Genomic DNA, 24,974 nt, shown 5'->3' on the forward strand with positions numbered 1-24,974 from the left:
ACTATGAGAAACTTAGACATATTTAATGAATCAAAGCAATATATGCCTGGTGGAGTTAATAGCCCGGTTAGAGCTTTTAAAGATGTAACTGTCACTCCTCCAATTATTAAAAAGGGTAAAGGTGCATACATTTATGATGAAGATGGGAACAAATACATAGATTTTGTATGCGCATGGGGACCAATGCTTCTTGGCCATTGTGATGATGATGTAGTGAAAGCTATACAAAACACTTGCGAAAGCGCAATTGCCTTTGGTGCATCTACAGAAATTGAGTTAAAAGTAGCAAAGCATATCTGCACTACTGTAGATAATGTAGAAATGATCAGAATGGTTAACTCAGGTACAGAAGCTACAATGAGCGCTGTAAAACTTGCAAGGGGTTACACTAAAAAGAATAAAATAATAAAATTTGCAGGTTGTTACCATGGACATTTTGAAAGCTTTTTAGTTGAAGCCGGTTCAGGAGTGATGACTGCAGGCATCGCTGGATCTGCTGGTGTTCCAAAAGAAAGTATTATAAATACACTAATTGCAAATTATAATGATTTAGGTAGCGTAAAAACATTGTTTGAAAATTATAAGGATGATATAGCATGCATAATCATTGAACCAGTAGCAGGAAATATGGGAGTTATACCAGCTGAGAAAGAATTTTTAATTGGACTTAGAAAATTATGTGATGAATATAAGAGTTTACTTATTTTTGACGAAGTAATGAGTGGATTTAGAGTAGCCTATAAAGGAGCACAAAGCATTTATAATGTAGCTCCAGATTTAATAACTTATGCAAAAATCATAGGTGGAGGACTTCCATGTGGTGCCTTTGGTGGAAAAAGAGAGATAATGGAGTTCTTATCACCTATGGGGCCAGTTTATCAAGCAGGTACTATGTCAGGTAATCCTGTGGTTATGGCAGCAGGTTATGAAACATTAACTAAGCTTTGTGATAACCCAAGAGTATATGTGACCATGGAGAAGCTTTCAGAAAAACTTCAAAAGGGACTACTCGAAATTGCAAAAGAAAAAGGAATACCTATGGTAGTTAATAGATGTGGCTCAATGATTACAGCTTTCTTTACGAAAAATAAAGAAGTCAAAAATTTTGACGATGCTAAAACTTGTGATGCTTTGATGTTTTTAAGATATTTTGAACACATGATAAAAAGTGGAATAAATATTGCACCTTCCCAATTTGAGGCGATATTCCTATGCACTAAACATACCGAAAAGGACATAGAAAAATTCTTAGAAGCGTTTAAGAGTTTTACAGTATAAGTGTTTTTTTAGAACGCTCTACTATCCTAACTTCTATATGTTGGACTTTTATAAAGTTGATTCGTATTTGGAATATACTACGTTAGAATAAATCAGGAGGCGCAAAAATATGAGGTTTATTAAAGACAATGAATTTATAAGGGGCAATTGTCCAATGACTAAGGAAGAAGTAAGAATATTAAGTGTAGTAAAGCTTGAGCTTGAAGATGATTATAAGGTACTCGACATTGGTGCAGGTACAGGATCAGTAAGTATCCAGATGGCGAAGATTTGTAATAAGGGTAAAGTTATTGCTATAGAAAGAGATGAAGATGCAATAGACATTATAAAACAAAATAAAGAAAAATTTAAAACTGATAATATGGAAATAATAAATAAAGAAGCCATGGAGTTAGAGCCTAGTATAGCAGGTGAATATGATGCAATATTTATTGGGGGAAGTGGTGGAAATATAGATGATATTATAAGATGTTATGGAAGTAAACTCAAAAGGAACAAGAATATCGTTTTAAACTTTATAACTATAAATAATGTGTACAAGGCCATGGAAACTTTAAAAGAATTAAATTATGAGGTAGAATGTGTTCAAGTACAAGTTAGTAAGACAAGGGGACAGAGCTACATGTTAATAGCTAATAATCCTATATTTGTGGTCAGTGGAAAAAAGCATTAATAAAAAGCCTTCTTATTTCAAGATAATTACTACTTGAAATAAGAAGGCTTTTTTATATTTAATATATATTTTTATTTAGATGTTAAAAATCCTTCTTTCATTAAAAGTTCAGCTGAAAGTACTGCACCACCGGCTGCTCCACGTAAAGTATTGTGGGACAAACAAACAAATTTGTAATCAAATAATTTGTCCTCGCGGAGTCTACCAATTGATATTCCCATTCCCTTTTCAATGTTTCGATCTAGCCTAACTTGGGGTCTATCATTTTCCTCAAAGTATGTTAAAAACTGTTTGGGAGCATTTGGAAGGTCTAATAGTTGTGGTTTTCCTTTAAACTCAGCCCAAAGCTTTAATATAGTTTCTTTTGATGGCTTTTCTTTAAAGGAAACAAATACAGCAGCTAAATGACCATCTGCAACAGGAACACGAATGCATTGAGTTGAGATTATAGGTTCAGTAGCATTTATAATCTTATCATTACCCCTATGACCCCAAATTTTTAGGGGTTCTTGTTCGCTTTTTTCTTCTTCTCCACCTATATATGGAATAACATTATCAATAATTTCTGGCCAGTCTGAGAATATCTTTCCTGAACCAGATATAGCTTGATATGTGGAAACTAGTATTTTTGTAGGTTTAAATTCCATAAGAGCACTTATAGCAGGAACGTAACTCTGAATTGAGCAGTTAGGTTTAGCAACTATAAAACCTCTTTTAGTGCCTAAACGCTTACGTTGTACGTTTATTAGTTCAAAATGATCAGCATTTATCTCGGGAATGACCATTGGAACATCAGGAGTACTTCTGTGAGCAGAGTTATTTGAAACTACAGGAGTTTCAGCTTTTGCATATCTTTCTTCAATTTCTCTTATTTCATTTGCAGGCATATTAACAGCGCAGAAGACGAAATCTACAAGGCTGCTTATTTCATCTACTTCATTAATATTTTTTAAGACTATGTTTTTAACGCACTCAGGCATAGGCACGTCCAATTTCCATCTATTATTCACTGCTTCATAATAAGTTTTACCCACAGAGTTCTCACTAGCAGCAATAACAGCTATTTCAAAATAAGGGTGATTTTCAAGTAGTGTAACAAGACGTTGACCAACAAATCCAGTTCCACCTAATAATCCGACTTTTAATTTTTTATTCATTGCAATAATACCTCCGATTCTAATAATTTACTTTTATGGAAAGATATAAATATTATACTTAATTATATTCATATCCATGTTATAAAGTGAATAGTATAGGAACATAAAAAAAATTATATTACTATTATAAATAATTATAATAGTAAAAAGTATATACTTCAAGCAAATTATTATATAGAATAGGTATGGACAATAAATTGATGTATTAATAATGAAGTAATAAGTCATATAATTTAATTAGATAAAGACAAATAGAAATGGGGAATAGAGTTGGCTAAAAATGACAAAAATAAATTAAGGCTATATGGATTTAACAATTTAACAAAATCATTAAGTTTTAATATCTATGATATTTGTTATACAAAAACAAAAGAAGATAGAGAGAAATATATAGAATATATTGATGAACAATATAATGCTGAGAGGTTAACTAAAATACTTACGAATGTTACTGAAATGATAGGTGCCAGTGTATTAAATATTGCAAAGCAGGACTATGATCCTCAAGGAGCAAGTGTAACACTTCTTATTTCGGAAGAAGAAATCCCACTATATGTGGTAGACCCTTCCTGCAATAGAGGTATTTTAACCCCAATTAGGGAGAATATCGTGGCACATTTAGATAAAAGCCATGTAACAGTGCATACTTATCCGGAAAGCCATCCACAAAATGATATAAGTACATTTAGAGTAGATATAGATGTGGCAACATGTGGTACTATATCTCCATTAAAAGCTCTAAATTACTTAATTAGTAGTTTTGATTCAGATATTATTACTATTGATTATAGGGTTCGTGGTTTTACGAGGGACATGGATGGTAAAAAGCATTTCATAGATCATGAAATTAATTCCATACAAAATTATATTGCTAAAGAAACAAAAGATCGATATAGCTTAATCGACATGAATATATATCAATCTAGTATATTTCATACAAAAATGAAATTAAACGATTTTAAGCTTGATAATTACTTGTTTGAAATTAAACAAGAAGATTTAAGTTTTGATGAAAAAGCTAATATTATAAAAAAATTACAAAAAGAGATGGAAGAAATATTTTATGGCATGGACATTTCTAATGATTAATTTTATATAAAAATTTATATTAGGCACATTTAAATAGATAACAATTTAGTATTCTTGTTATTTATTTGAATGTGCCTAAATATTTAAGATTATTGTAAGAGTTAATAGTTTTCATTATTTCTCCAAATAACAATAATTAATATTATTATTAATGTAAAAATAAGAAATAAATTTTTTGAATTTAATCTTTGGTATTATGTATTATTTTTTGTAAAAAAATCATTTAATGTAGTTGGGGTATTAAGTTACAAAAAGTGCAGAAATATATTTAAATTTTATGTAGAAAAGTGGTTTAATTTAGAGGTTTTTAAATGATAAAATCTTCCAATCATAACGCTCTTTTAACCACTTATATGTTATAATTGTAAATAGTGATTGTAAACATTTTGTTAAAACAAACAAAATAAGGTTTTCTTTCATATTTGAAAACTTAAGCAGTTAGAAAATTTATTTTTTATAGATTGTACTACAAATTATAGTTACTAAGGCGCATTCAAATAAATTATAATTTGTATATGTTTAAAGTTGGAGGAAGTTATAAATAATGTTGAAGTTTTCTTTTCTCATAGTCAGGAATTTAATAGTTACAAAGTTATGGGATGGAAATTAAGAACAAAGAATGGTAAAAAGGGGGCTGGATTCTCAGTTTGGGTGGCAAACTAAAATAAGTTAGGGTGTTTGGAGACTTTAACAATTGGAATTGTTGTAATTATTTAATGAACTTTAATAGCTAATACAACATCAGTGGTAGTAAATTTTAAAAATTAACATTGGAATGATAACATTTGGGTAAAAACAATAAAATTTATTTTTATATCAAAATTGCGTACAGGCTCTAAGTTATGTACTTTATATGTGATATGCCCAAATAGAATTTCTTCCTGTTAAAAAGCATCCATTAGATTAATGAAATGCTGAAATACATGCAACTTAATTGTGATCGGAAGAAATTCAGACATAAATTAATTACATTTACATTAATGTATGCGTTTTCTTGAAATTTATTTTGCCACATTCACATAATGAGGTGATTCACGGTAAAAATCTTTATTAGGTAAAATGGTTGGGAGTATGATTATAAGTTTGCAAGTCTAAGACCTTTTTATGGGTATATGATGTCACCTCCAGGTGAATAGTTATTATTTATGGATGGGGATTTTGGTCAATTTATTGAATGGAGCCTCAATAATCGAAAAGTGGAATAGGCAGCCTTATTGTATAAATATTAGTGTACCGGCATTATCTATAATTTTTATAAAACTAAATGTAGACAACGAAGTTGAATTATTAAAAGCTAGTAAATAGATAAATTAGCAGAAGTATAGAAGGGGGAGAAGTAGAATGATAAAAAAAGAAATGATAGCTATGATACTCGCAGGAGGTCAAGGATCAAGACTAAAGCAATTAACAAAAATGACGGCAAAACCTGCAGTACCATTTGGAGGAAAGTATAGAATTATAGACTTTTCTTTAAGTAATTGTTCTAATTCTGATATAGACACAGTAGGGGTTCTCACTCAATACCAACCATTGGCACTGAACTCTCATATAGGAATAGGAGCTCCTTGGGATTTAGATAGGAGAAATGGAGGCGTAAGTCTTTTACCACCTTACCAAAATGAAGACGGTGGCAATTGGTACAAGGGGACAGCTGATGCTATATATCAAAATACAAATTACATTGATAGTTATGATCCAGAATATGTTCTTATTTTATCAGGAGACCATATTTATAAAATGGATTATTCAAAAATGCTAGATTATCACAAAGAAAAAGGTGCGGATGTTACTATTGCAGTAATAGAAGTTCCACATGACGAGTGTAGTAGATTTGGAATAATGAACACTCGCGAAGATGACAGTATCTTTGAATTTGAAGAAAAACCAAAGGATCCTAAAAGCAATTTAGCCTCTATGGGAGTTTATATTTTTAATTGGCGTGCTCTTAAACAACTTTTAAAGGAGGATAACCTTGATGAAATATCTAGCAATGACTTTGGTAAAAATATAATACCAAAGATGTTAAATAATAATCAAGAGTTATATGCATATCATTTCAAAGGATATTGGAGAGATGTAGGTACTATTGAAAGTTTTTGGGATGCGAATATGGATTTGATATCTGACAATAATGAACTTAATATACATGATGATAAGTGGAGAATATATACAGTCAATCCTATGTTACCACCACAATATATAGGGCCTGAGGCGACTATAAACAATGCTCTGTTAAATGAAGGGTGTACTGTTTTCGGTGAAATAAGTAATTGTGTTCTTTTCCAAGGAGTACATGTAGGGAAAAACTCTAAAATAACTAATTCAGTTATTCTACCAAATACTAAAATAGGAAATAACGTAGTTATAGATAAAGCTATTATAGGAAGCGATGTTATCATAAGACGTAACTCATATATTGGTAATGGTCGCGATATTATTGTTATAGAAAAGGGACGCGAAATTAAAGCTGATTTAAAGGTAGTCAATAAATTATAAAACTTGCGAGGTGCTAAAATGCTTAAAAATTATATAGGAATATTAATGTTAAATGAACAAGAAGATAATATTAAAAGTCTCACAAAATCAAGACCTGTAGCATCTATACCTATAGGTGGAAGATATAGAATTATTGATTTCGTGCTTTCAAATATGGTTAATTCAGGTATTCATAATATAGGTATATTTACTAACACAAAATCTAGGTCTTTAGTTGATCACGTAGGTTCAGGAGAACCTTGGGATTTAGATAGAAAAATAAATGGATTATTTTTATTTAATCTTACCTCAGAAAGATCACAATTAAGGGATATAGATGTATTAAGTGGTAATATGGAATATATATATAGAACAAAGCAAGATTATGTAATAATATCTTCTTCAAATATGTTATGTAATATGGATTACAATGAGGCTGCTAAATATCACGAGGAATCTGGTAGTGAGATAACTTTAATATATAAAAAAACAGCAAACGGCAAAAAGCATTATATAAATTGTAATACTTTATATATTAATGAAGAAAACAAAGTCTTGAGCATTGGGAAAAACATAGGAGCAGAGGACAAACTAAATATATCAATGGAAATGTTTATAATGAAAAAAACTACTCTTATATCTATTATAAACAAGTGTGTTCAGACAGGATATCATAATTCTATAAAAGCGGCTATTTATAATTATGTTTCAAAAATTAATGTTAATGCCTATGAGTTTAAAGGATATCTTCAATGTGTAGATTCTATAAAAAATTATTATAAAACTAGTATGGATATGTTAAACCCTAAAATAACTAAGGAATTATTTCATAGCAAAGGGTTAATTTATACAAAAAGTAAAGATGAAGCCCCTACGAAATATTTTAATGGATCAAAAGTTAATAATAGTTTGATTTCAAATGGATGTATTTTGAAAGGAAAAATAGAAAAGAGTGTTATTTCAAGAAGGGTAGTAGTACATGAGGGCGCAGAAATTAAAAATTGTATAATATTTCAAAACTGCGAAATAAAAAAAGGTTGTAAGCTTACAAATGTCATAATTGACAAAAACACTATTATAAATGAGAATACAGTACTTGAGGGGGATGAAGAATTCCCAGTAGTAATTGAGAAAAAATTCCGACCATAATTATAGGAGGGTTAGTATGAAAGTATTATTTGTGGCTTCTGAAGCATATCCGTTTATTAAAACAGGGGGCCTTGGGGACGTTGCGTATGCACTACCTAAAGCCTTAAGAAAACTTGGTATCGATGCAAGAGTAATAATACCTAAATATAGTAGCATTGCCTTATCCTTTAAGAATTGCATGGAGAGTGTAGCTGCTTTCAGTGTACAAGTTGGCTGGAGAAATCAATATTGTGGTTTGGAATATTTAACTTATGATGAGGTGCCTTACTATTTTGTGGATAACGAAGATTATTTTAAAAGACCTGGGACATATGGATATTATGATGATGGTGAAAGATTCTCTTTCTTCTCAAAAGCAATATTAGAATCTATCAAATACATGGAGGATTTTGTACCAGATATAATTCATTGTAATGATTGGCAATGTGGAATTGTGCCAGCTTTGCTTAAAGAAAACTATAGTTATGACAAACTGTATAGTAAAATAAAAAGCATATTTACTATACACAATTTACAATACCAAGGAATATTCCCAAAAGAAATACTAGGCGATATAATAGACTTAGATCATAAGTATTTTAATGATGATGCACTTAAATTCTATGATGTTGTATCTTACATGAAGGGTGGAATTGTTTTCTCAGATGCTGTGACTACTGTAAGCGATACTTATTCAAAGGAAATACGAACTCCATTTTATGGTGAAAGATTAGATGGATTATTATCATCAAAAGCTGACAAGTTATATGGCATAGTAAATGGTATAGATTATGAATTATACAATCCTAAAAGTGATGAAAAAATATTATACAACTATGATGCAACCAATATAAAAGGAAAGGTTAAAAACAAATTAGCCCTTCAAGAAAAACTAGGTTTTCCTGTTGACGCGGATGTACCTATGATAGGTATTGTAACTAGACTAGTAAAACAAAAAGGTCTAGATTTAATTGTGGATAAGTTACAAGAATTGCTCAGTTTTCCTGTCCAAATAGTATTACTTGGTAATGGTGACGGATATTATGAAGACATATTTCAGTATTATGCTTCTATTTATCCAAGTAGGATATCAACAAACATTGTTTTTGATGAGAAGTTGGCACAACAAATATATGCATCTTCAGATATGTTCTTGATGCCATCGTTATTTGAACCTTGTGGAATAGGGCAGCTTATAGCCTTGAAATATGGAAGTATCCCAATAGTTCGTGAAACTGGAGGGCTAAAAGACACCATTATACCTTATAATAAATATACTGGGAAGGGCAATGGTTTTTCTTTTAGTAATTACAGCAATAAAGAATTATTAGATACGATAATTAGAGCTCTCGAATTATACAAAGATAAAGCATCTTGGGATAAGTTAGTTCAAAATGCCATGAGTTCAAATAATAGTTGGGAAAATTCAGCTGAAAACTATAAGGATTTATATAATAATCTAATAAAATAAATTTTTAGAAATATGTAAATTCTAAAATTGCTAGGTGGTGAATGTCGTGGTAATAGATAAAGAAATGCTTAAAATGGATTATATAGAAAAACTACAAACAATGTTTGCAGAAGACGTTGTTAACGCATCTTCATTACATCAATATTTGGCTTTAGGTTCTCTAGTAAAGGATTATTGCTCTAAACCCTGGATAGAAAGCAATAAAGAGTATGGAAAAAATAGAGGAAAACAGGTGTATTATTTTTCTATGGAGTTCTTAGTTGGTAGATTACTTAATAGTAACTTAGTTAATTTAGGAATAAAGGATATATGCGATGAGGCACTGAATGATTTAGGAATTAGTTTAATAGAAGTTGAGGATATAGAATTAGATGCTGGGCTTGGTAATGGAGGACTTGGAAGGTTAGCAGCATGCTTTCTTGACTCTATGGCGTCGACTGAAATACCTGGTCATGGTTGTGGTATAAGGTATAAATATGGGTTATTCAAACAAAAAATTGAAGGTGGTTACCAAGTAGAAGTTCCTGATAATTGGTTGAGAAATGGTAATGCTTGGGAAATAAGAAAAGAAAGCAAATCTGTAGAAGTAAGATTTGGTGGGCAAGTTCATTTAAGTGATGAAGATGGCGTAATTAAAGTTATCCATAAAAACTATGAAGTTGTGAAAGCTGTACCCTATGATACTCCAGTAAAAGGATATAAAAACGATACTGTAAACACTTTAAGGCTTTGGAGTGCAGAAACTATGGAAGAGGATTTTGATTTCTCATCATTTAGCCAAGGAGATTATGCAAAAGCAGGCGAGAAAAAATATTCGGTTGAAGCTATTTCTCAAGTTTTATATCCAGATGATAGTTATGAAAAAGGTAAATTATTAAGGCTTAAGCAAGAGTATTTTTTTGTAAGTGCTGGACTTCAAAGTATTCTAAGAAATTATAAAAAGAAAAAAATTTCACTCCAAGAGTTTCATAAACACGTGGCTGTGCAAATAAATGATACCCACCCAGCTGTAGCCGTGGCTGAACTAATGAGACTTCTAATTGATGAGGAAAACTTATCTTGGGACGATGCATGGAAGATTACAACTGGGACTATGGCATACACTAACCATACAATTATGTCAGAAGCACTAGAAAAATGGCATGTTGGAATGTTTAAAAAATTACTTCCACGTATTTATATGATTGTAGAAGAAATAAATAGGCGGTTTTGTAACGAAGTATATCATAGGTATAATGGTGATTGGAACAAAGTCAATAAAATGTCTATTATTTATGATGGATATGTAAGAATGGCATACCTCGCTATTGTAGGAGGCCATTCTGTTAATGGAGTTGCTAAGCTTCACACAGAATTATTAAAGCATCAAGAACTTTCTGATTTTTATGAATTTTTCCCTGAAAAATTTAGCAATCAAACTAATGGTATAACTCATAGGAGATGGTTGCTAAATTCTAATGGTGAGCTGTCAAAGCTTATAACGAAAACTATAGGTAATGAATGGATAAAGTCTCCAAATGAGCTCCATAAATTAATGGATTATGCAAAGAATTCTGCTTTTCAAGAGAAAACACATAATATAAAAATTAATAATAAAATAAAATTTTCAAACTATGTACAGGCAAACTATGGAACATCAATAGATCCGAGTTCAATATTTGATGTTCATGTAAAAAGAGCGCATTCCTATAAAAGACAAACTTTAAATGTACTTCATATAATGCATTTATATAATCAGCTTCGCGAAAATCCAAACTTGGATATGGTTCCAAGAACTTTTATATTTGGTGCGAAAGCTTCGCCAAGTTATTATATAGCAAAACAAACTATAAAACTTATTAACACTTTAGCAAATAAGATAGATAATGATCCTATAGTCCGTGGTAAAATCAAGATACTATTCCTTGAAAACTATGGAGTGTCACTGGCTGAGAAAATCATTCCATGCGCTGATGTTAGTGAACAGATTTCAACTGCATCTAAAGAGGCATCTGGAACTGGTAATATGAAATTTATGATGAATGGTGCTATAACTATAGCCACTTTGGATGGAGCAAATGTAGAAATATTTGATGAGGTTGGAAAAGAAAATATAATATTATTTGGTCTTACATCAAAAGAGGTAATAGAGTATTATAAGAATAAAAGTTATAACTCTTATGATTTATATAATAGTGATGCGCGAATTAACTTAATATTAAATCAACTTATAAATGGATTTTTAGAAACCCCTACAAATGAATTTAAAGGTATTTATGATACTTTGCTATCGCATAATGATGAGTATTTTGTACTTAAAGATTTTGATTCTTATGTAAAGGGTCATAAAGAAATTGATCGGTTATACAGGCAAAAATCTTTATGGCAGCAAATGTCTATTATTAATATAGCGAAATCTGGTATATTTTCAAGTGATAACACTGTAAAGAAATACGCAAAAGAAATTTGGGGAACTCCTGCAGTTCATATTAAGTTATAAATATATAAAATGCCATACTAGATAATTATCTAGTATGGCATTTTTTTAAATACATATTGATTTAACAAAAAAAATGTTGTAATATTATAAGATATAAACACGAACAATTAATAAAGAACAAAATTTAATATTCGCAAACTCATATATGCTTAGTAATATGGTCTAAGCGTTTCTACCAAGTAACCGTAAAGTACTTAACTATGGGTGTTTAAATAAAAACAGAGAGAATAGTTATCTCATAATTATTTAATTCAAAATTTTTATTGTAAACTCCTTAGGTAACTTGTTAAATAGTTTACTAGGGAGTTTTTATTTTACCAATTATATATGACAAAAATATAATTAACAAAGGAGAAAATGAATGGAAGCACTAAAGAATAAAATAACAAATCAAGGGATAGTAATAGGTAGTGAGATTTTAAAAGTTGACAGTTTTCTTAATCATCAAATTGATATAAAGCTCCTAAATGAAATTGGACAAGAATTCAAAAAAAGGTATTCTAGTAGTGAAATTACAAAGATATTAACAGTTGAAGCATCAGGTATAGGAATAGCATGTATTGTGGCACAATACTTTAATAACATTCCTGTAGTTTTTGCGAAAAAGAATGAAGCAACTACAATGGACACTAGTGTATATGAAGCTGATGTGTTTTCTTTTACAAAAAATAAGAACTACAAAATAAGAACTAGTAAAAAGTATATAAAAAAAGAAGATAAAATTTTAATAATTGATGACTTTTTAGCTAATGGGAATGCAGCACTAGGACTTATAAAAATTGTACGTCAAGCTGAAGCAAACGTTGTTGGAGTAGGAATTGTAATTGAAAAAGCATTTCAGAATGGGAGAAAATGCATAGAAAAGGAGGGTGTTAAAGTAGAGTCACTCGCAATAATAAAATCGTTACAAGATAATAAGGTAGTATTTAAATAAGAAATAATAATTATTAATTATATTAAAGGGGGATTTATTAATGAAAAAGAAATTAGGAAGTTTATTATTAGCGTTTACATTAATTATGCCATTAATACTAGTAGGATGTAGTAGTGATAAAAAAACTGGGGATAAAGCAACACAAAACAAGGAATTAACTGTAGGATTTATATACGTAGGACCTGTAGGAGATGAGGGGTATACATACTCTCATGACATGGGAAGAAAAGAGCTTGAAAAACAATTAGGTGTAAAGACTCTATATAAGGAATCGGTAAAAGAGGATTTAGCAGAAGTAGAAAAAGTATGCGAGGAAATGATTAATCAAGGAGCAAATGTTATTGTAGGAACAAGTTTTGGATTTATGGACGGAATGGCAGCATCAGCTGCGAAGCATCCTGATGTTAAATATTTGCATGCATCTGGGTACAAAACTTCAGTAAACATGTCTAACTATTTCGGACGTATATATCAAGCAAGATATCTTTCAGGTATAGTTGCTGGAATGAAGACTAAAACAAATAAAATAGGATATGTAGCAGCATTCCCAATCCCAGAGGTAATTAGAGGAATAAATGCGTTTACATTAGGGGTACAATCTGTAAATCCAAAAGCTATAGTAAAAGTTAAATGGACTAATACTTGGTATGACCCAGCTAGGGAAAAAGAGGCAGGAAAAGCATTAATTGCAGAAAAAGTGGATGTAATGGCTCAGCATCAAGACACTGCCGGACCATTACAAGCAGCAGAAGAAGCAGGGATATCTGCTATAGGATATAATACAGATATGAAAGCTAAAGCACCTAAGGCATACATGACTTCACCAATTTGGAATTGGGCACCATATTACATTGAACAAGTAAAAGCTATTCAAGCTGGTACTTGGAAATCAGGAAGTTATTGGAAAGGATTAGAATCTGGAGTAGTAAATCTTGCACCCCTTACAAAAAATGCACCAACTGGAGCAGCAGGAGCTGTGGCTAAAGCTAAAGCAGATATTTTATCAGGCAAAAACAAAATATTTGTAGGACCTTTAAGAGATCAAACAGGAGCCGTTAAAATAGCAAAAGGCAAAGTTATGACAGACGCAGAATTATTACAATTTAATTGGTTTGTTAAAGGAATAGAAGGAAAAATAGCAAAATAATATAGTGTTAAAAATATTTTTGAGAGGAGAATTTAAATATGGATAAAATCCCTTATGTATCTATAGATAATATTAGCAAGACTTTTGGAAAAGTAATAGCTAATAATAATATGAACTTAACGGTGCATGGTGGAGAAATTCATGCACTTCTAGGTGAAAATGGGGCCGGCAAAAGTACTCTCATGAACATGCTATCAGGAATATATACTCCTGATAGCGGTTCTATTTTTATTCACGGGAGAAATATGAATTTCACTTGCCCGAAGGATGCTATTAATGCTGGTGTAGGAATGATATATCAACATTTTAAATTAGTTGAGGAAATGACTGCCAGGCAAAATATATTACTGGGTCAAAATAGAGGCTTGTTTTTTAATAACAAGCTTGAAATTAAAAAGATTAATGGTATATGTGAAAAATTTCATTTAGAGCTTGATATAAATAAATATGTTTCTGATATGGCAGTGGGGGAGAGGCAAAACCTTGAAATACTTAAGGTACTTTATAGGGGTGCTGACATTTTAGTATTAGATGAACCTACTACGGTTTTTACTAAAAGCGAGACTGATAAATTATTTAAAATAATGATGAAGATGAAAGAGAAAGGCTGCGCAATTATATTTATAAGTCATAAAATGAGTGAAGTAATGGATATATGCGACAAGATTACGGTTCTAAGAAAAGGTGAAGCAGTAAAAACAGTGGAGAAAGAAAATACCACTCCGAAACAATTAACAGAATTAATGATGGGACGTAAGGCGAATTTAGCTATACATAGGATAGAGAAAGATCCCGGAGATGTAATGCTTGAGATAAAAGATTTAAAAGTGTTAAATGCCGAAAAGGCAGAGATAATTAAGAATATTAGTTTCACACTAAGGCGTGGAGAAATTCTTGGTGTGGCTGGAATCGCTGGTAGTGGACAAAGAGAATTATGTGAAGCTATTGCCGGAATACAAAGTGTCACTTCTGGTGAAATGGTTTTTGAGGGAGAGAATTTAGTAGGTAAATCTCCTAGAGATATTATTAATAAAGGTATAAGCATGAGCTTTATACCAGAAGATAGATTAGGAATGGGTTTGGTTGCGTCTATGGGTATGGTGGATAACCTTTTATTAAAAGACTATCATAAACAAAAGGGTATGTTTATAGATAGAAAACCAGTCGTAATTAAAGCAAAAAACATGGTTGAAAAATTTGAAATTAAAACGCCAGATATCTATCATCCTATAAAATATTTATCAGGTGGTAATATACAAAAAATATTAGTTGGAAGAGAATTAAGCATGAATCCTAAGATACTTATCATGGCATATGCAGTAAGAGGTCTGGATATTAATACATGTTATACAATTTATGATTTAATAAGCGAGGAGAAAAAAAAGGGAACGGCAATATTATTCATTGGAGAAGATCTAGATGTATTAATTCAATTATGTGATAAGATCATGGTTCTTTGTGATGGACAATCTACTGGTATTGTTTCTGCAAAGGATGCTTCAAGAGAAAAAATTGGCATGATGATGCTGGGAAATGCTACCCAGAGGGAGGAGATATAGATGATACACATTGTTAAAAGAGCTGGAATTAATAAGACTGATAATTTTAAAATTAGATGTATATCAGTACTCCTATCATTGCTTGTACTTGGCATCTTTTTACTAGTAATTAAACTTAATCCTATAGAGGTTTATGCGTCTATTGTAAAGGGTAGCTTTGGTTCAACTTATAGTATAAAGCAAACACTTATCAGGGCGATACCACTAGTTATAACTTCACTTGGAATTTCTATTGCCTTCAAAATGCAATTTTGGAATATTGGTGGTGAAGGACAAATAGTGATGGGAGCATTTGCTGCTACCTTTTTTGCTCTGAAATTCTACGATATGCCTACAATTCCTTTGATACTTATAATGTTTTGCGCAGGTATTATAGGAGGGGGCTTATGGGCATTAATTGCTGCTGTGCTTAAAGGAAAATGGAATACAAATGAAACAATTGTAACTTTGATGTTAAATTACATAGCCTTAAAATTTGTTACATATCTACAGTATGGCCCTTGGAAAGATAAGAACGCAATGGGGTTTCCTACAATACCTAGTTTTTCTGTGAATGCAACGCTTCCAGATGTTTTGGGTATAAATATGGGATGGATAATTGCACTAATACTTGTAATTATAGTGTATATTTTCATGAAATATACTAAGAAGGGCTATGAAATATCGGTTCTTGGAGAAAGTGAAAAAACAGCTATGTATGCTGGAATTAAAATTCGAAAAACTATGTATATAGCTATATTTTTAAGTGGAGCTTTATGTGGAATTGCGGGTGTGATTCAGGTATCAGCTGTGAGTAGAACCTTATCTCCTGCAGTTGCGGGTGGGGCAGGATTTACAGCTATAATCATAGCATGGCTTTCAGCATTAAGTGCACCGATAATAGTTGTAGTATCAATACTTTTTGCTGCACTTTTAGAGGGAGCGTCATTTGTTCAAACAGCATTCGGAATTCCTGAGGCAGCTGCACAATTAATACAAGCAGTTATATTATTTTTCGTATTAGGAAGTGAATTTTTCACTAAATATAAAATGGATTTTAAGTCTCAAAGCATAGTAAAGGAGGAAAATAAAAATGAATAGTATAACAACATTTTTAGCCGCTGCTGTTGTAGCAGGTACACCTCTACTTTTCGCTACCTTAGGTGAATTATTAACAGAGAAGGTAGGTAACCTTAATTTAGGTGTAGAAGGTATGATGCTTATGGGTTCCGTAGTTGGATTTATGGCAGGGTTAAGTACGGGAAATCCAATTATAGCTATGATAGCTGCGGCAATTGCAGGAGCCTTTGGTGCATTAATATATGCATTTTTAACTGTAACACTTCGTGCAAATCAAGTTGTATGTGGTTTAACACTAACTATATTTGGAACAGGGTTTTCTAGTATGTTAGGTAAAAAATTGATTGGACAAGTAACCCCGGATAAAGTTAAAGCATTCTTTGTACCTAAAAGTATTCCAATACTTTCTGATATACCGTATATAGGGGATATATTTTTTAAACAAGATGTGTTTGTGTATCTGGGGTATATAATAACTATTCTCTTATTTATATATTTATATAAAACAGCTAAGGGCTTAAATACAATGGCAGTTGGTGAAAATCCTGCAGCTGCTGATGCGGCTAGTATAAATGTTAATGTATATAAATATGTGAATACATTAATAGGTGGAGCTCTTTGTGGTCTTGGAGGAGCTTATCTATCCCTTGTTTACGTTCCAGCGTGGCAAGAAAATGTAACATCGGGAAGAGGGTGGATAGCAGTAGCCTTAGTGATTTTTGCAACATGGAGGCCTCAGAGGGCAATACTCGGAGCATACCTTTTTGGAGGTCTTGACATATTAGGATTTAGACTTCAGGGGTTACCTAATTTTGAAGTATCTCAATATCTTATTGATTTGCTACCATATGTAGTTACAATAGTTATTTTAGTACTGGTGTCTATTAAGAAATCTAATAAAAACTCACCACCAGCTGGGCTTTCAGTTCCTTATTTTAGAGAAGAGAGATAGTGGTATATATGATTATGATTGCATGGTAATAATAAAAATTGCTATGCAATTTTTATTGGGCGGGGGAGGGACGGTTAACAACTTTTTGATTTATTGTGGATTATTAGCGGGTGATGGTTAATAACATTTTGACTTATGAATTGTACTTAACTGTCCCTACCTTTTTATCATACCTATTTATCATATAAATAATTATTTGTTAACCGTCCCCAATTATTTTGTATTTTTCACTTAATCATAGTATGATGTATAGTAGGAATGGTGAAAAAATGAAATATGCAGTTATTACATTTACAAAACAGGGAGACGAAATTGCACAAAGTCTAGCCTCAAGTATTAATTTCGATTTATATTCAAAGAAAAATCGGAGAGATTTTAATTTCGAAACAGTTAGTAAAATGGTAATGGAAAATTATAAAGGTATTATTTTTATAAGTTCTACAGGAATTGCAGTTAGAGCTATAGCACCATATATAAAAAGTAAGGACATAGATCCTGCAGTAGTAGTTATAGATAATTCTTGTAATTATGTTATAAGTCTCTTAAGTGGTCATTTAGGTGGTGCAAATGAGCTCACATTAGAAGTTAGTAGAATTCTTAAGGCACAACCTATAATAACTACAGCTACAGATAATTTAGGTATTACAGCTCCGGATATGGTAGCTAAAGACAATGAGCTTATTATTGAGGATTTAAAAAAATCAAAAGAGATAGCTACGCTTTTAATAGAAGGGAAAAAAGTTGGTTTTTTTGATGATAAAGGAATAATACAAACACCTACTGGATATAGTAGTAGTTTAGATAATATTTTTGGGTTACTATGCGTTTGTAGTAAAGAAAGTATTAATAAGGGAATAGTAGTGGATGTAACACCTACTCTTAGATTAATAAGAAAGAATATCGTACTTGGAATAGGATGCCGAAAAGATTTTTCATCTGAAAAAATGCAGCAGACAGTAATTATGATTCTTAAAGAATCTAATATAGATTTTAGGGCTATTAAATATATAACAACTGTTACATTAAAAAAAGATGAGGTAGCGATAAACGAGTTAGTTAATTATTTTAAGTGTCAGCTTAGAATATTTACAATAGATGATATAAGGCCAATACAATATAAATTTTTTGGTAGTAATTTTGTAGAGCAAACTATAGGGGTTAGAGCTGTTTGTGAACCTTGCGTAGAACTTTGCGGTGCAAAAATTATAAAAAATAAAATGAAATTAAATGGTATGACCTTATGTATAGGTGAAGTATGATATAATAGAGTAGATGCTTTAAAGAAAAAATCTACAAATAAGTGTATTTTGAAAATAAGAAGGATTTCAATGAATATTTATAGGATCTAGTTATATTAGACTATAAATAATTTAAAGATAAAATTAATAGCAATTATGCAATAAGAGGAGTGTATTTATATGACAACAGAGAATAAGAAAGAAGAAGTTACAATCAAAGATACGACAGCAAATGGTGAAGAGAATGTTACCATGAAAGATATGACAACAGATAGCAACGAGGAAGTTACAATGAAAGATGCAATGGATAATACTGAAGATTCTACAGTAATTATTCATAGTGGAGACGTTGTACAAGGAAAAGTAATTTCTGTAAATGAAGAAGAAGTGGTTGTTAACATAGGTTTTATGGCAGACGGAGTTATATCAAAAGAAGAGATATCAAATGAAAAAGATATTAACCCTACAGACATAGTTAAGATTGGTGATGAAATTTCTGTATATATTATGAAAATTAATAATGGAGAAGGAAACGTGCTTTTATCTAAAAAAAGAGCAGATGGCCTAAAAGTATGGGATAAATTCCAAGAAATTTTAGATGCAAATGAAACTTTAGAAATAACAGTTAGTGATATAGTAAAAGGTGGAGCTACAACTTATATTGAAGGAGTTAGAGCATTTATACCTGCATCACAAATGTCAGATGCATATATAGAAAACTTACAGGACTTCAAAGGAAAAACTTTAGTAGTTAAAATAATTGAACTTGATAAAGAAAACAAAAACATAGTTTTATCTAGAAGAGTAATAGAAAAAGAAGAAAATGCAGTTAAAAGAGATATAGTTTGGAATGAACTTAAAAAGGGTGAAAAGAGAAAAGGCGTTGTAACTAGACTAGCTAAATTTGGTGCTTTCGTAGATTTAGGTGGCATTGATGGTCTTATTCACGTTTCACAATTATCATGGAAAAGAGTTCAAGATCCATCAGAAGTAGTATCAGTTGGAGACGAAGTAGAGGTTAAGGTACTAGATTTTGATAAAGAAAAAGGAAGAATATCTTTAGGACTCAAAGCTGAAGAAGGAAACCCATGGAATAATATAGTAAAGAACTACAAGTCTGGTGCTATAGTAGAAGGAACTGTTGTAAAACTAATGGATTTCGGTGCTTTTGTACAACTTGAATCAGGAGTAGAAGGACTAGTTCATTTATCAGAAATATCAGAGGAACGTATAGCAAAGGTTTCTGACGTATTAAAAGTTGGAGAAGTTGTAAAAGTTAAAATTGGTGAAATAAATGAAAAAGATAGAAGGATAAGTCTAAGTATTAAAGAAGCTGCAAGAGGAAATGAAGATTTTTCACAATATAAGCAAGAAGAACAAGGTGGATTAACTTTAGGAGATATATTAGGAGATAAGTTAAAAAACTATAAATTTTAGTTAAAGCTTGAGTTTTAATAAAATTATAAATCTTAGTAAGACTTGCGAGGCAAAACAACTAATAATTGTTTTGCCTCGTAATACTTTAAGGGGGCAAAATATTGCTAAAGTGTGAAATCTGTGGAAATCCAGCGGATAAACATCATATAGTTTATAAGAGTCAAGGAGGCATCGAATTTCCACTTAACTTTAGATACCTTTGCACGCATCATCATAGAGGGAAAACAGGACCTCATAAAAATAGGAGATTAGATCTAGAGTATAAGCTTAGTATGCAAAGAAAACTCGAAGATATTTTAATTAAGGAATTTTATCTAGTTGAGGAATTAGAATCTTTACTTAAAATAAATAAGGGAATGATTAAAAGACTTTTTAAAGAATATAAGCAAAGTGATAAAGGCTATAAAAGAAGTGATATTATTTTTAAACTTATGGGTAGAAAAAAATATGATGAGAATATGATTTTAGAATCAAAAATCTTAGAAGAAGTGACTTTTAAAACAAGAGTGTGAAAATTTTGAAACCATTATAAAAGATTAAAAGCTATATGAGATATAATTACTGTCTCATATAGCTTTTAATTTTTGACAATAGATATCAAACATTTAATTTAACTTAATAATTCCTGTAGAATATAATAATATTATGCCTATAGAAATAGGAGCAACAAATTTTATTATGAAACTATATAGTTTCTCAACTTTAAATGAATATAATCCATCGCTAGTAATTTCTTTGATTGCATTTTTACTTCCCCAAACCCAACCGACAAAAATACATATCAATATTCCACCTACAGGTAAGAAAATATTAGAGGCAATAAAATCGAAGAGATCAAAGAAGTTTTTGTGGAATATTTTAATATCGCTCCAAATCCCAAAAGATAAGGTACTTGGAATTGAGAGAGCAAAAACTGCTAAGGAAATTAAAATAGTGCATTTCTTTCTTCCAATATTAAATTTTTCTGTAAAGAAGGATACTATAACCTCTAAAAGAGAAATTGTTGAAGTTATAGCAGCAATACCAACTAAAAGGAAGAATAAAGTCTCAAAAACACCGCCGAAAGGCATAGCCTTAAATACTGCTGGAAGAGTTATGAATATTAAAGCTGGTCCTGAGGTTGGTTCAAGCCCATATGCAAATACTGCCGGGAAAATAACTAGTCCTGCCATTAAAGCAATTACCGTATCAGCAATAGTAACTTGAATTGCCAAGGAAACAATATTTACTTTTTTATCAATATAACTTCCATATGTCAATATTATGCCCATGCCTAAACTAAGTGAGTAGAAAGAATGTCCCAAAGCTTCCAATACTCCTTTAGTAGTTAGTAATGAAAAATCGGGCTTAAACAAAAATGCAACTCCTTTTGATGCACCATCTAAGGTCAAAGATCTAAACATTAATATAACTATTAGAATAAATAATAATGGCATTAAAATTTTGCTGTACTTTTCAACTCCGCTTTTAACCCCTAAGATTACAACGAAAGCTGTTAGTGCTAAAACTAAAAAAGTCCAAAATAGTGGTTCTATTGGACTACTAGTAATATTTCCAAAGTATTCACTTAAGTTATCAGGAGATACAGTTATTAAATTACCTATAGCTGACCTACCAATGTATGAAAAAACCCATCCTGCAATTATAGAATAAAAGGATAATATTATGAATGCAGTAGAAACAGATAAAATACCTGCTAAGTACCAAGGTTTATTTGGCTTGATCTGTTTAAAGGCGGCTATGGCATTAACTTGTGTTTTTCTCCCTAAAACAAATTCAGAAATCATTACAGGAAGGCCTATTAATAATATACATGCTAGGTATACTAAAATGAAAGCAGCACCTCCATTTTTACCAGTAATATAAGGAAACTTCCATATATTACCTAAACCTACGGCTGAGCCAGCGGCAGCGGCCAAAAGACCAAATTTTGAACCGAAATTGTCTCTTTTCATTATTAATCCACCTTTTTTAAAATATTTTTTTGATTTTTGATACTTTTAAAAAATTACAAAAGCGTTATTTGAAATTTAACATATAAATATAAAAAAATAAAAATAAAAAAATCTTTCATCCCTATGAATATATTTATATATTCATAGGGACGAAAGATTATACTTAACGTGGTACCACCCTAGTTTGTAATTTATTAAATTACCTCATTATTCAAGTCAAAGTAAATTTTATATAATACGTTGGGAAATATAATGATTTACTTAAACTTTAGTCATATAACGGTGACAGGTCGTCCTCATCTACAGAATAAATCTTTCGAATTGGCACTCAAGAGTGATCATTATACCTATCTAACACTAACTTTCACCAAATGTTAGTTCTCTGTGGATAGAAATCTGGTATTTTTATCTCTGTCTTCACTTTGGGAAATATTTATAATTTTTCTACAACTTATAAATATTATAAGTTTATGATTCTAAAATGTCAATATATTATCTAAGAATTCTTTAATATGGCACTAATAATATAAAGGGAAATCCCTAGGTCATGATAAGACGTAGCTTTACAATTTTGCTAGTTCAATTACTGAATAATATAAATGACTGAGTACTATAGGTGATAATCAAGCTCTAGACAATAATTTTTTACAACCAATTATAAGCACTAATACAAATACAGAGGTGAGAGCTATAGTTCCCCCTGGTGCACAGTTTATATAGTAAGATATAACAAGACCTAATATAATGTCAATAAACCCAAACATTATAGAGTAAATCAGAGTTTGCTTAAAACCTTTATTAAGTTGCAGTGATGTAGCTACAGGTAAGGCAATCATAGAGGACATAACCATTATTCCAAGTATTCTTAAAGATACTGAAATAGTAGCCCCTACAAGTAGAGCAAATACATAGTTGATTACCTTAACCTTTACGCCAGAAACTTTGGCACCTTCTTCATCAAAAGTAATATATAATAATTGATTATATAGAGAAAGTAAAGTTATTATAGAGATTACACTAAGTACAAGCATTATGTATAAATCAGTTTTTGTAACAGTTAGTATGCTTCCAAATAGAAAAGAATTAACATTGGCACCTGCTTTACCTGTACTTAATAAAGTTATTCCAACACCTACACTAAAGGTGAGTACAATTGCTAAGATTAATTCCGCATACTTTTTATAATAATCTCTTAAAAACTCGATGGATAGACCGCATAGAGCTGTGAAAATGAATGCACAAATTATAGGATTATATCCAAGAACTAAGCCAATTGCTACCCCGGCGAAGGAAGCATGAGCCATAGTATCTCCCATCATGGAGTATCTTTTTAACACAAGGAAAACTCCCACAATTGGGAATAAAATAGAAATTAGAACCGATGCAATTAAAGCATTTTGCATAAAGCCATATTCAAACATAAAAAAATCTTACCCCCTTTCATCTTGTAATTTGTTTTTATAATTATGTATAGTATAAAGTATTCCACTACACTTACTCATCTCGAAAATATCAGTTGAATTCTCAAGGGCTGCTTTTAAGTTATGTTCTACAGAAACCACTGTAATACCTAGTTTTTTGTTTAATCCCTTAATAATTCCATATATATCTTCCATACTTTGCATGTCTATGCCGGTTGAAGGTTCATCTAAAATTAGTAGCTCAGGGTTACCAATCAAACTTCTGGCAATAAAAATCTTTTGTTGTTGTCCTCCAGAGAGGTTTCCAATAAGAGTATGAGAATGATCTTCCATACATACAGCTTGAAGACTTTTTATAATAAGATTTTTATCTTTAAGCTTTAATACTTTTCTGTGGCAATTTAGCATCTCATAAACGCTTATAGGAAATTGAGCATTAAAATTTTCAACTTTTTGGGCTACATATGCAATTCTAGTTGTAAAAATAAAAATTTCACCACTATTAGGTTTTAATAAGTTCAATATTAATTTAACTAGAGTACTTTTGGAACTACCATTTTCACCTAAAATTGACACATAACTTCCTTTTTCAATTTTAAGATTAATGTTATTAAGTACATAGGGTTTTGAATTTGTATATGTAAAACATAAATTTTTTATGTTAATCATCTAAATCCTCCTTATTAATTCTTTCAATAGAAAACTATTAGTTATTACATATATAATTATGCAAAGTGGCAATAAATATATGTATAAAATAATAGCAGTAACAAGTAGTATACACCTAAATGCGAATAACTTGCAACAATTCTCTTAGTATTATTGCCAAATAATTATATAAATATATATCATAAAATTTATATAATTGGTAAAACTGTATATGATGATACTTTATTTTATAGCATACTCAAATTTGCGTTAGTATCTTATAATAAAAATGCATAATAAAATGCATTTAATGAGGGAAGGTAGTGTTATTATGAATAAAAACGAAGGTGCAACCCATGCCATTAGTAGAGTAGCAAAGGATAGTCAAGGAGAAATTACAGCATATGAATTTGAAAATGGAGAAATAGTTTCAAAAGAACAAGCTGTATTACTTGCAAAACAAGGGAATATAAGTGGGGTTTCTGTCTCTACTTCAAAAAAAGGTGAAGAATTCTTAAAAAGTCTACCTGATCAAAATAAAGCAAATAATTTAGATAGTCTGCCCGTTATAGATGATAATGATATATATTAAAAAATAACAATAATATTTATGAAATATTTAAAGCAGAGATATTCAGTTGTCTCTGTTTTTTTCTATTTTTGTTTTAGGATAACTTTAGGGTGAAACTTATGAGGGGACGGTTAACAACTAATGAACATTCTTTTATAGTGATTGGCAATTTTCCTTGAAAAAGTTTTTCCTTTGGAATACTATAAAGGTATATTTTAATAGACTTACATTACAATTATACGTATAAAATATGAGTATTATATCACAATAATGTTTCTTTTTTATTATGTAAAACTTTTGTAA

Annotated in this window: 22 protein-coding genes and 1 riboswitch; of the genes, 18 read left to right on the plus strand and 4 right to left on the minus strand. The window is 30.7% G+C overall.

The genetic code is table 11. The features are described from left to right. Positions 1-3 precede the first annotated feature (3 nt). Together hemL and cbiT are read left to right on the plus strand one after the other, a co-directional pair. On the plus strand, positions 4-1,278 hold the full coding sequence (gene hemL, locus LGK95_RS05390; protein WP_226122996.1) for a glutamate-1-semialdehyde 2,1-aminomutase: 1,275 nt from the start codon (positions 4-6) through the stop codon (positions 1,276-1,278). Between the two features lie 109 nt (positions 1,279-1,387). Next, on the plus strand, positions 1,388-1,951 hold the full coding sequence (gene cbiT / locus LGK95_RS05395) for a precorrin-6Y C5,15-methyltransferase (decarboxylating) subunit CbiT (protein ID WP_226122997.1): 564 nt from the start codon (positions 1,388-1,390) through the stop codon (positions 1,949-1,951). 71 nt (positions 1,952-2,022) lie between these two features. Here cbiT and asd read toward each other — a convergent pair whose 3' ends face one another. Further along, complete coding sequence (gene asd / locus LGK95_RS05400; RefSeq protein WP_226122998.1) at positions 2,023-3,108, minus strand: aspartate-semialdehyde dehydrogenase; 1,086 nt, start codon at positions 3,106-3,108, stop codon at positions 2,023-2,025. 270 nt (positions 3,109-3,378) lie between these two features. On the opposite strand from asd, the gene speD reads away from it, so the two are divergent. The 15 genes from speD to LGK95_RS05475 all read left to right on the plus strand — a co-directional run bounded on the left by speD (position 3,379) and on the right by LGK95_RS05475 (position 20,588). Next, positions 3,379-4,197 (plus strand): adenosylmethionine decarboxylase, encoded by an 819-nt coding sequence (gene speD / locus LGK95_RS05405; RefSeq protein ID WP_226122999.1) that lies wholly within the window; start codon positions 3,379-3,381, stop codon positions 4,195-4,197. Positions 4,198-4,722: 525 nt separating this feature from the next. After that, positions 4,723-4,860, plus strand: a complete 138-nt coding sequence (locus tag LGK95_RS05410) for a hypothetical protein (protein WP_226123000.1) — start codon at positions 4,723-4,725, stop codon at positions 4,858-4,860. 495 nt (positions 4,861-5,355) lie between these two features. Then, positions 5,356-5,502, plus strand: a complete 147-nt coding sequence (locus LGK95_RS05415; protein ID WP_226123001.1) for a hypothetical protein — start codon at positions 5,356-5,358, stop codon at positions 5,500-5,502. A gap of 36 nt (positions 5,503-5,538) precedes the next feature. Next, positions 5,539-6,693, plus strand: coding sequence for a glucose-1-phosphate adenylyltransferase (locus tag LGK95_RS05420; protein WP_226123003.1), 1,155 nt, complete (start codon positions 5,539-5,541; stop codon positions 6,691-6,693). An 18-nt stretch (positions 6,694-6,711) separates the two neighbouring features. Then, positions 6,712-7,821: a glucose-1-phosphate adenylyltransferase subunit GlgD gene (gene glgD / locus LGK95_RS05425; RefSeq protein WP_226123005.1), complete on the plus strand. Its 1,110-nt coding sequence runs from the start codon at positions 6,712-6,714 to the stop codon at positions 7,819-7,821. 16 nt (positions 7,822-7,837) lie between these two features. After that, complete coding sequence (gene glgA / locus LGK95_RS05430; protein ID WP_226123007.1) at positions 7,838-9,271, plus strand: glycogen synthase GlgA; 1,434 nt, start codon at positions 7,838-7,840, stop codon at positions 9,269-9,271. 46 nt (positions 9,272-9,317) lie between these two features. After that, a complete protein-coding gene (locus LGK95_RS05435) occupies positions 9,318-11,750 on the plus strand; it encodes a glycogen/starch/alpha-glucan phosphorylase (protein ID WP_319001900.1) in 2,433 nt (810 codons plus the stop codon). Between the two features lie 119 nt (positions 11,751-11,869). Further along, positions 11,870-11,971, plus strand: a riboswitch (purine riboswitch). 140 nt (positions 11,972-12,111) lie between these two features. Then, complete coding sequence (locus LGK95_RS05440; RefSeq protein WP_226123009.1) at positions 12,112-12,684, plus strand: xanthine phosphoribosyltransferase; 573 nt, start codon at positions 12,112-12,114, stop codon at positions 12,682-12,684. Between the two features lie 40 nt (positions 12,685-12,724). Beyond that, positions 12,725-13,831 carry a BMP family ABC transporter substrate-binding protein gene (locus LGK95_RS05445; RefSeq protein ID WP_226123011.1) on the plus strand — a complete coding sequence of 369 codons (1,107 nt, stop codon included), beginning with the start codon at positions 12,725-12,727 and terminating at the stop codon, positions 13,829-13,831. A gap of 38 nt (positions 13,832-13,869) precedes the next feature. Beyond that, positions 13,870-15,390 carry an ABC transporter ATP-binding protein gene (locus tag LGK95_RS05450; protein ID WP_226123013.1) on the plus strand — a complete coding sequence of 507 codons (1,521 nt, stop codon included), beginning with the start codon at positions 13,870-13,872 and terminating at the stop codon, positions 15,388-15,390. Continuing rightward, a complete protein-coding gene (locus tag LGK95_RS05455) occupies positions 15,391-16,470 on the plus strand; it encodes an ABC transporter permease (RefSeq protein ID WP_226123015.1) in 1,080 nt (359 codons plus the stop codon). Then, positions 16,463-17,401, plus strand: coding sequence for an ABC transporter permease (locus LGK95_RS05460; RefSeq protein WP_226123017.1), 939 nt, complete (start codon positions 16,463-16,465; stop codon positions 17,399-17,401). The genes LGK95_RS05455 and LGK95_RS05460 overlap by 8 nt, the downstream gene beginning before the upstream one ends. A 269-nt stretch (positions 17,402-17,670) precedes the next feature. Further along, the gene (gene cbiG / locus LGK95_RS05465) at positions 17,671-18,660 is read left to right on the plus strand and encodes a cobalt-precorrin 5A hydrolase (protein WP_226123019.1); all 990 of its coding nucleotides are present in this window, start codon (positions 17,671-17,673) and stop codon (positions 18,658-18,660) included. Between the two features lie 240 nt (positions 18,661-18,900). Beyond that, complete coding sequence (rpsA, locus tag LGK95_RS05470) at positions 18,901-20,076, plus strand: 30S ribosomal protein S1 (protein ID WP_226123240.1); 1,176 nt, start codon at positions 18,901-18,903, stop codon at positions 20,074-20,076. Between the two features lie 101 nt (positions 20,077-20,177). Next, on the plus strand, positions 20,178-20,588 hold the full coding sequence (locus LGK95_RS05475; protein WP_226123022.1) for an HNH endonuclease: 411 nt from the start codon (positions 20,178-20,180) through the stop codon (positions 20,586-20,588). A 93-nt stretch (positions 20,589-20,681) separates the two neighbouring features. Here the strand turns inward: LGK95_RS05475 and LGK95_RS05480 are convergent, their stop codons facing one another. The 3 genes from LGK95_RS05480 to LGK95_RS05490 all read right to left on the minus strand — a co-directional run bounded on the left by LGK95_RS05480 (position 20,682) and on the right by LGK95_RS05490 (position 24,121). After that, positions 20,682-22,031 (minus strand): sodium-dependent transporter, encoded by a 1,350-nt coding sequence (locus LGK95_RS05480; protein WP_226123024.1) that lies wholly within the window; start codon positions 22,029-22,031, stop codon positions 20,682-20,684. Between the two features lie 623 nt (positions 22,032-22,654). Beyond that, the gene (locus LGK95_RS05485; protein ID WP_226123026.1) at positions 22,655-23,452 is read right to left on the minus strand and encodes a metal ABC transporter permease; all 798 of its coding nucleotides are present in this window, start codon (positions 23,450-23,452) and stop codon (positions 22,655-22,657) included. 9 nt (positions 23,453-23,461) lie between these two features. After that, positions 23,462-24,121 carry a metal ABC transporter ATP-binding protein gene (locus LGK95_RS05490; protein ID WP_226123028.1) on the minus strand — a complete coding sequence of 220 codons (660 nt, stop codon included), beginning with the start codon at positions 24,119-24,121 and terminating at the stop codon, positions 23,462-23,464. Between the two features lie 310 nt (positions 24,122-24,431). Between LGK95_RS05490 and LGK95_RS05495 the strand changes: the two genes are divergently transcribed. Beyond that, positions 24,432-24,692, plus strand: a complete 261-nt coding sequence (locus LGK95_RS05495) for a DUF3892 domain-containing protein (RefSeq protein WP_226123029.1) — start codon at positions 24,432-24,434, stop codon at positions 24,690-24,692. Positions 24,693-24,974: the final 282 nt, after the last annotated feature.

Origin of the sequence: Clostridium algoriphilum (assembly GCF_020443705.1) — a bacterium.
GTDB lineage: Bacteria > Bacillota > Clostridia > Clostridiales > Clostridiaceae > Clostridium_AD > Clostridium_AD algoriphilum.

Coding starts and splice junctions, on each gene's coding strand:
- asd (WP_226122998.1), bottom strand. CDS start 3,108: ATGAATAAAAAATTAAAAGTCGGATTATTAGGTGGAACTGGATTTGTT.
- LGK95_RS05450 (WP_226123013.1), top strand. CDS start 13,870: ATGGATAAAATCCCTTATGTATCTATAGATAATATTAGCAAGACTTTT.
- LGK95_RS05440 (WP_226123009.1), top strand. CDS start 12,112: ATGGAAGCACTAAAGAATAAAATAACAAATCAAGGGATAGTAATAGGT.
- LGK95_RS05490 (WP_226123028.1), bottom strand. CDS start 24,121: ATGATTAACATAAAAAATTTATGTTTTACATATACAAATTCAAAACCC.
- LGK95_RS05420 (WP_226123003.1), top strand. CDS start 5,539: ATGATAAAAAAAGAAATGATAGCTATGATACTCGCAGGAGGTCAAGGA.
- LGK95_RS05480 (WP_226123024.1), bottom strand. CDS start 22,031: ATGAAAAGAGACAATTTCGGTTCAAAATTTGGTCTTTTGGCCGCTGCC.
- LGK95_RS05460 (WP_226123017.1), top strand. CDS start 16,463: ATGAATAGTATAACAACATTTTTAGCCGCTGCTGTTGTAGCAGGTACA.
- rpsA (WP_226123240.1), top strand. CDS start 18,901: ATGACAACAGATAGCAACGAGGAAGTTACAATGAAAGATGCAATGGAT.
- cbiG (WP_226123019.1), top strand. CDS start 17,671: ATGAAATATGCAGTTATTACATTTACAAAACAGGGAGACGAAATTGCA.
- cbiT (WP_226122997.1), top strand. CDS start 1,388: ATGAGGTTTATTAAAGACAATGAATTTATAAGGGGCAATTGTCCAATG.
- LGK95_RS05495 (WP_226123029.1), top strand. CDS start 24,432: ATGAATAAAAACGAAGGTGCAACCCATGCCATTAGTAGAGTAGCAAAG.
- LGK95_RS05445 (WP_226123011.1), top strand. CDS start 12,725: ATGAAAAAGAAATTAGGAAGTTTATTATTAGCGTTTACATTAATTATG.
- LGK95_RS05455 (WP_226123015.1), top strand. CDS start 15,391: ATGATACACATTGTTAAAAGAGCTGGAATTAATAAGACTGATAATTTT.
- glgA (WP_226123007.1), top strand. CDS start 7,838: ATGAAAGTATTATTTGTGGCTTCTGAAGCATATCCGTTTATTAAAACA.
- hemL (WP_226122996.1), top strand. CDS start 4: ATGAGAAACTTAGACATATTTAATGAATCAAAGCAATATATGCCTGGT.
- glgD (WP_226123005.1), top strand. CDS start 6,712: ATGCTTAAAAATTATATAGGAATATTAATGTTAAATGAACAAGAAGAT.
- LGK95_RS05485 (WP_226123026.1), bottom strand. CDS start 23,452: ATGTTTGAATATGGCTTTATGCAAAATGCTTTAATTGCATCGGTTCTA.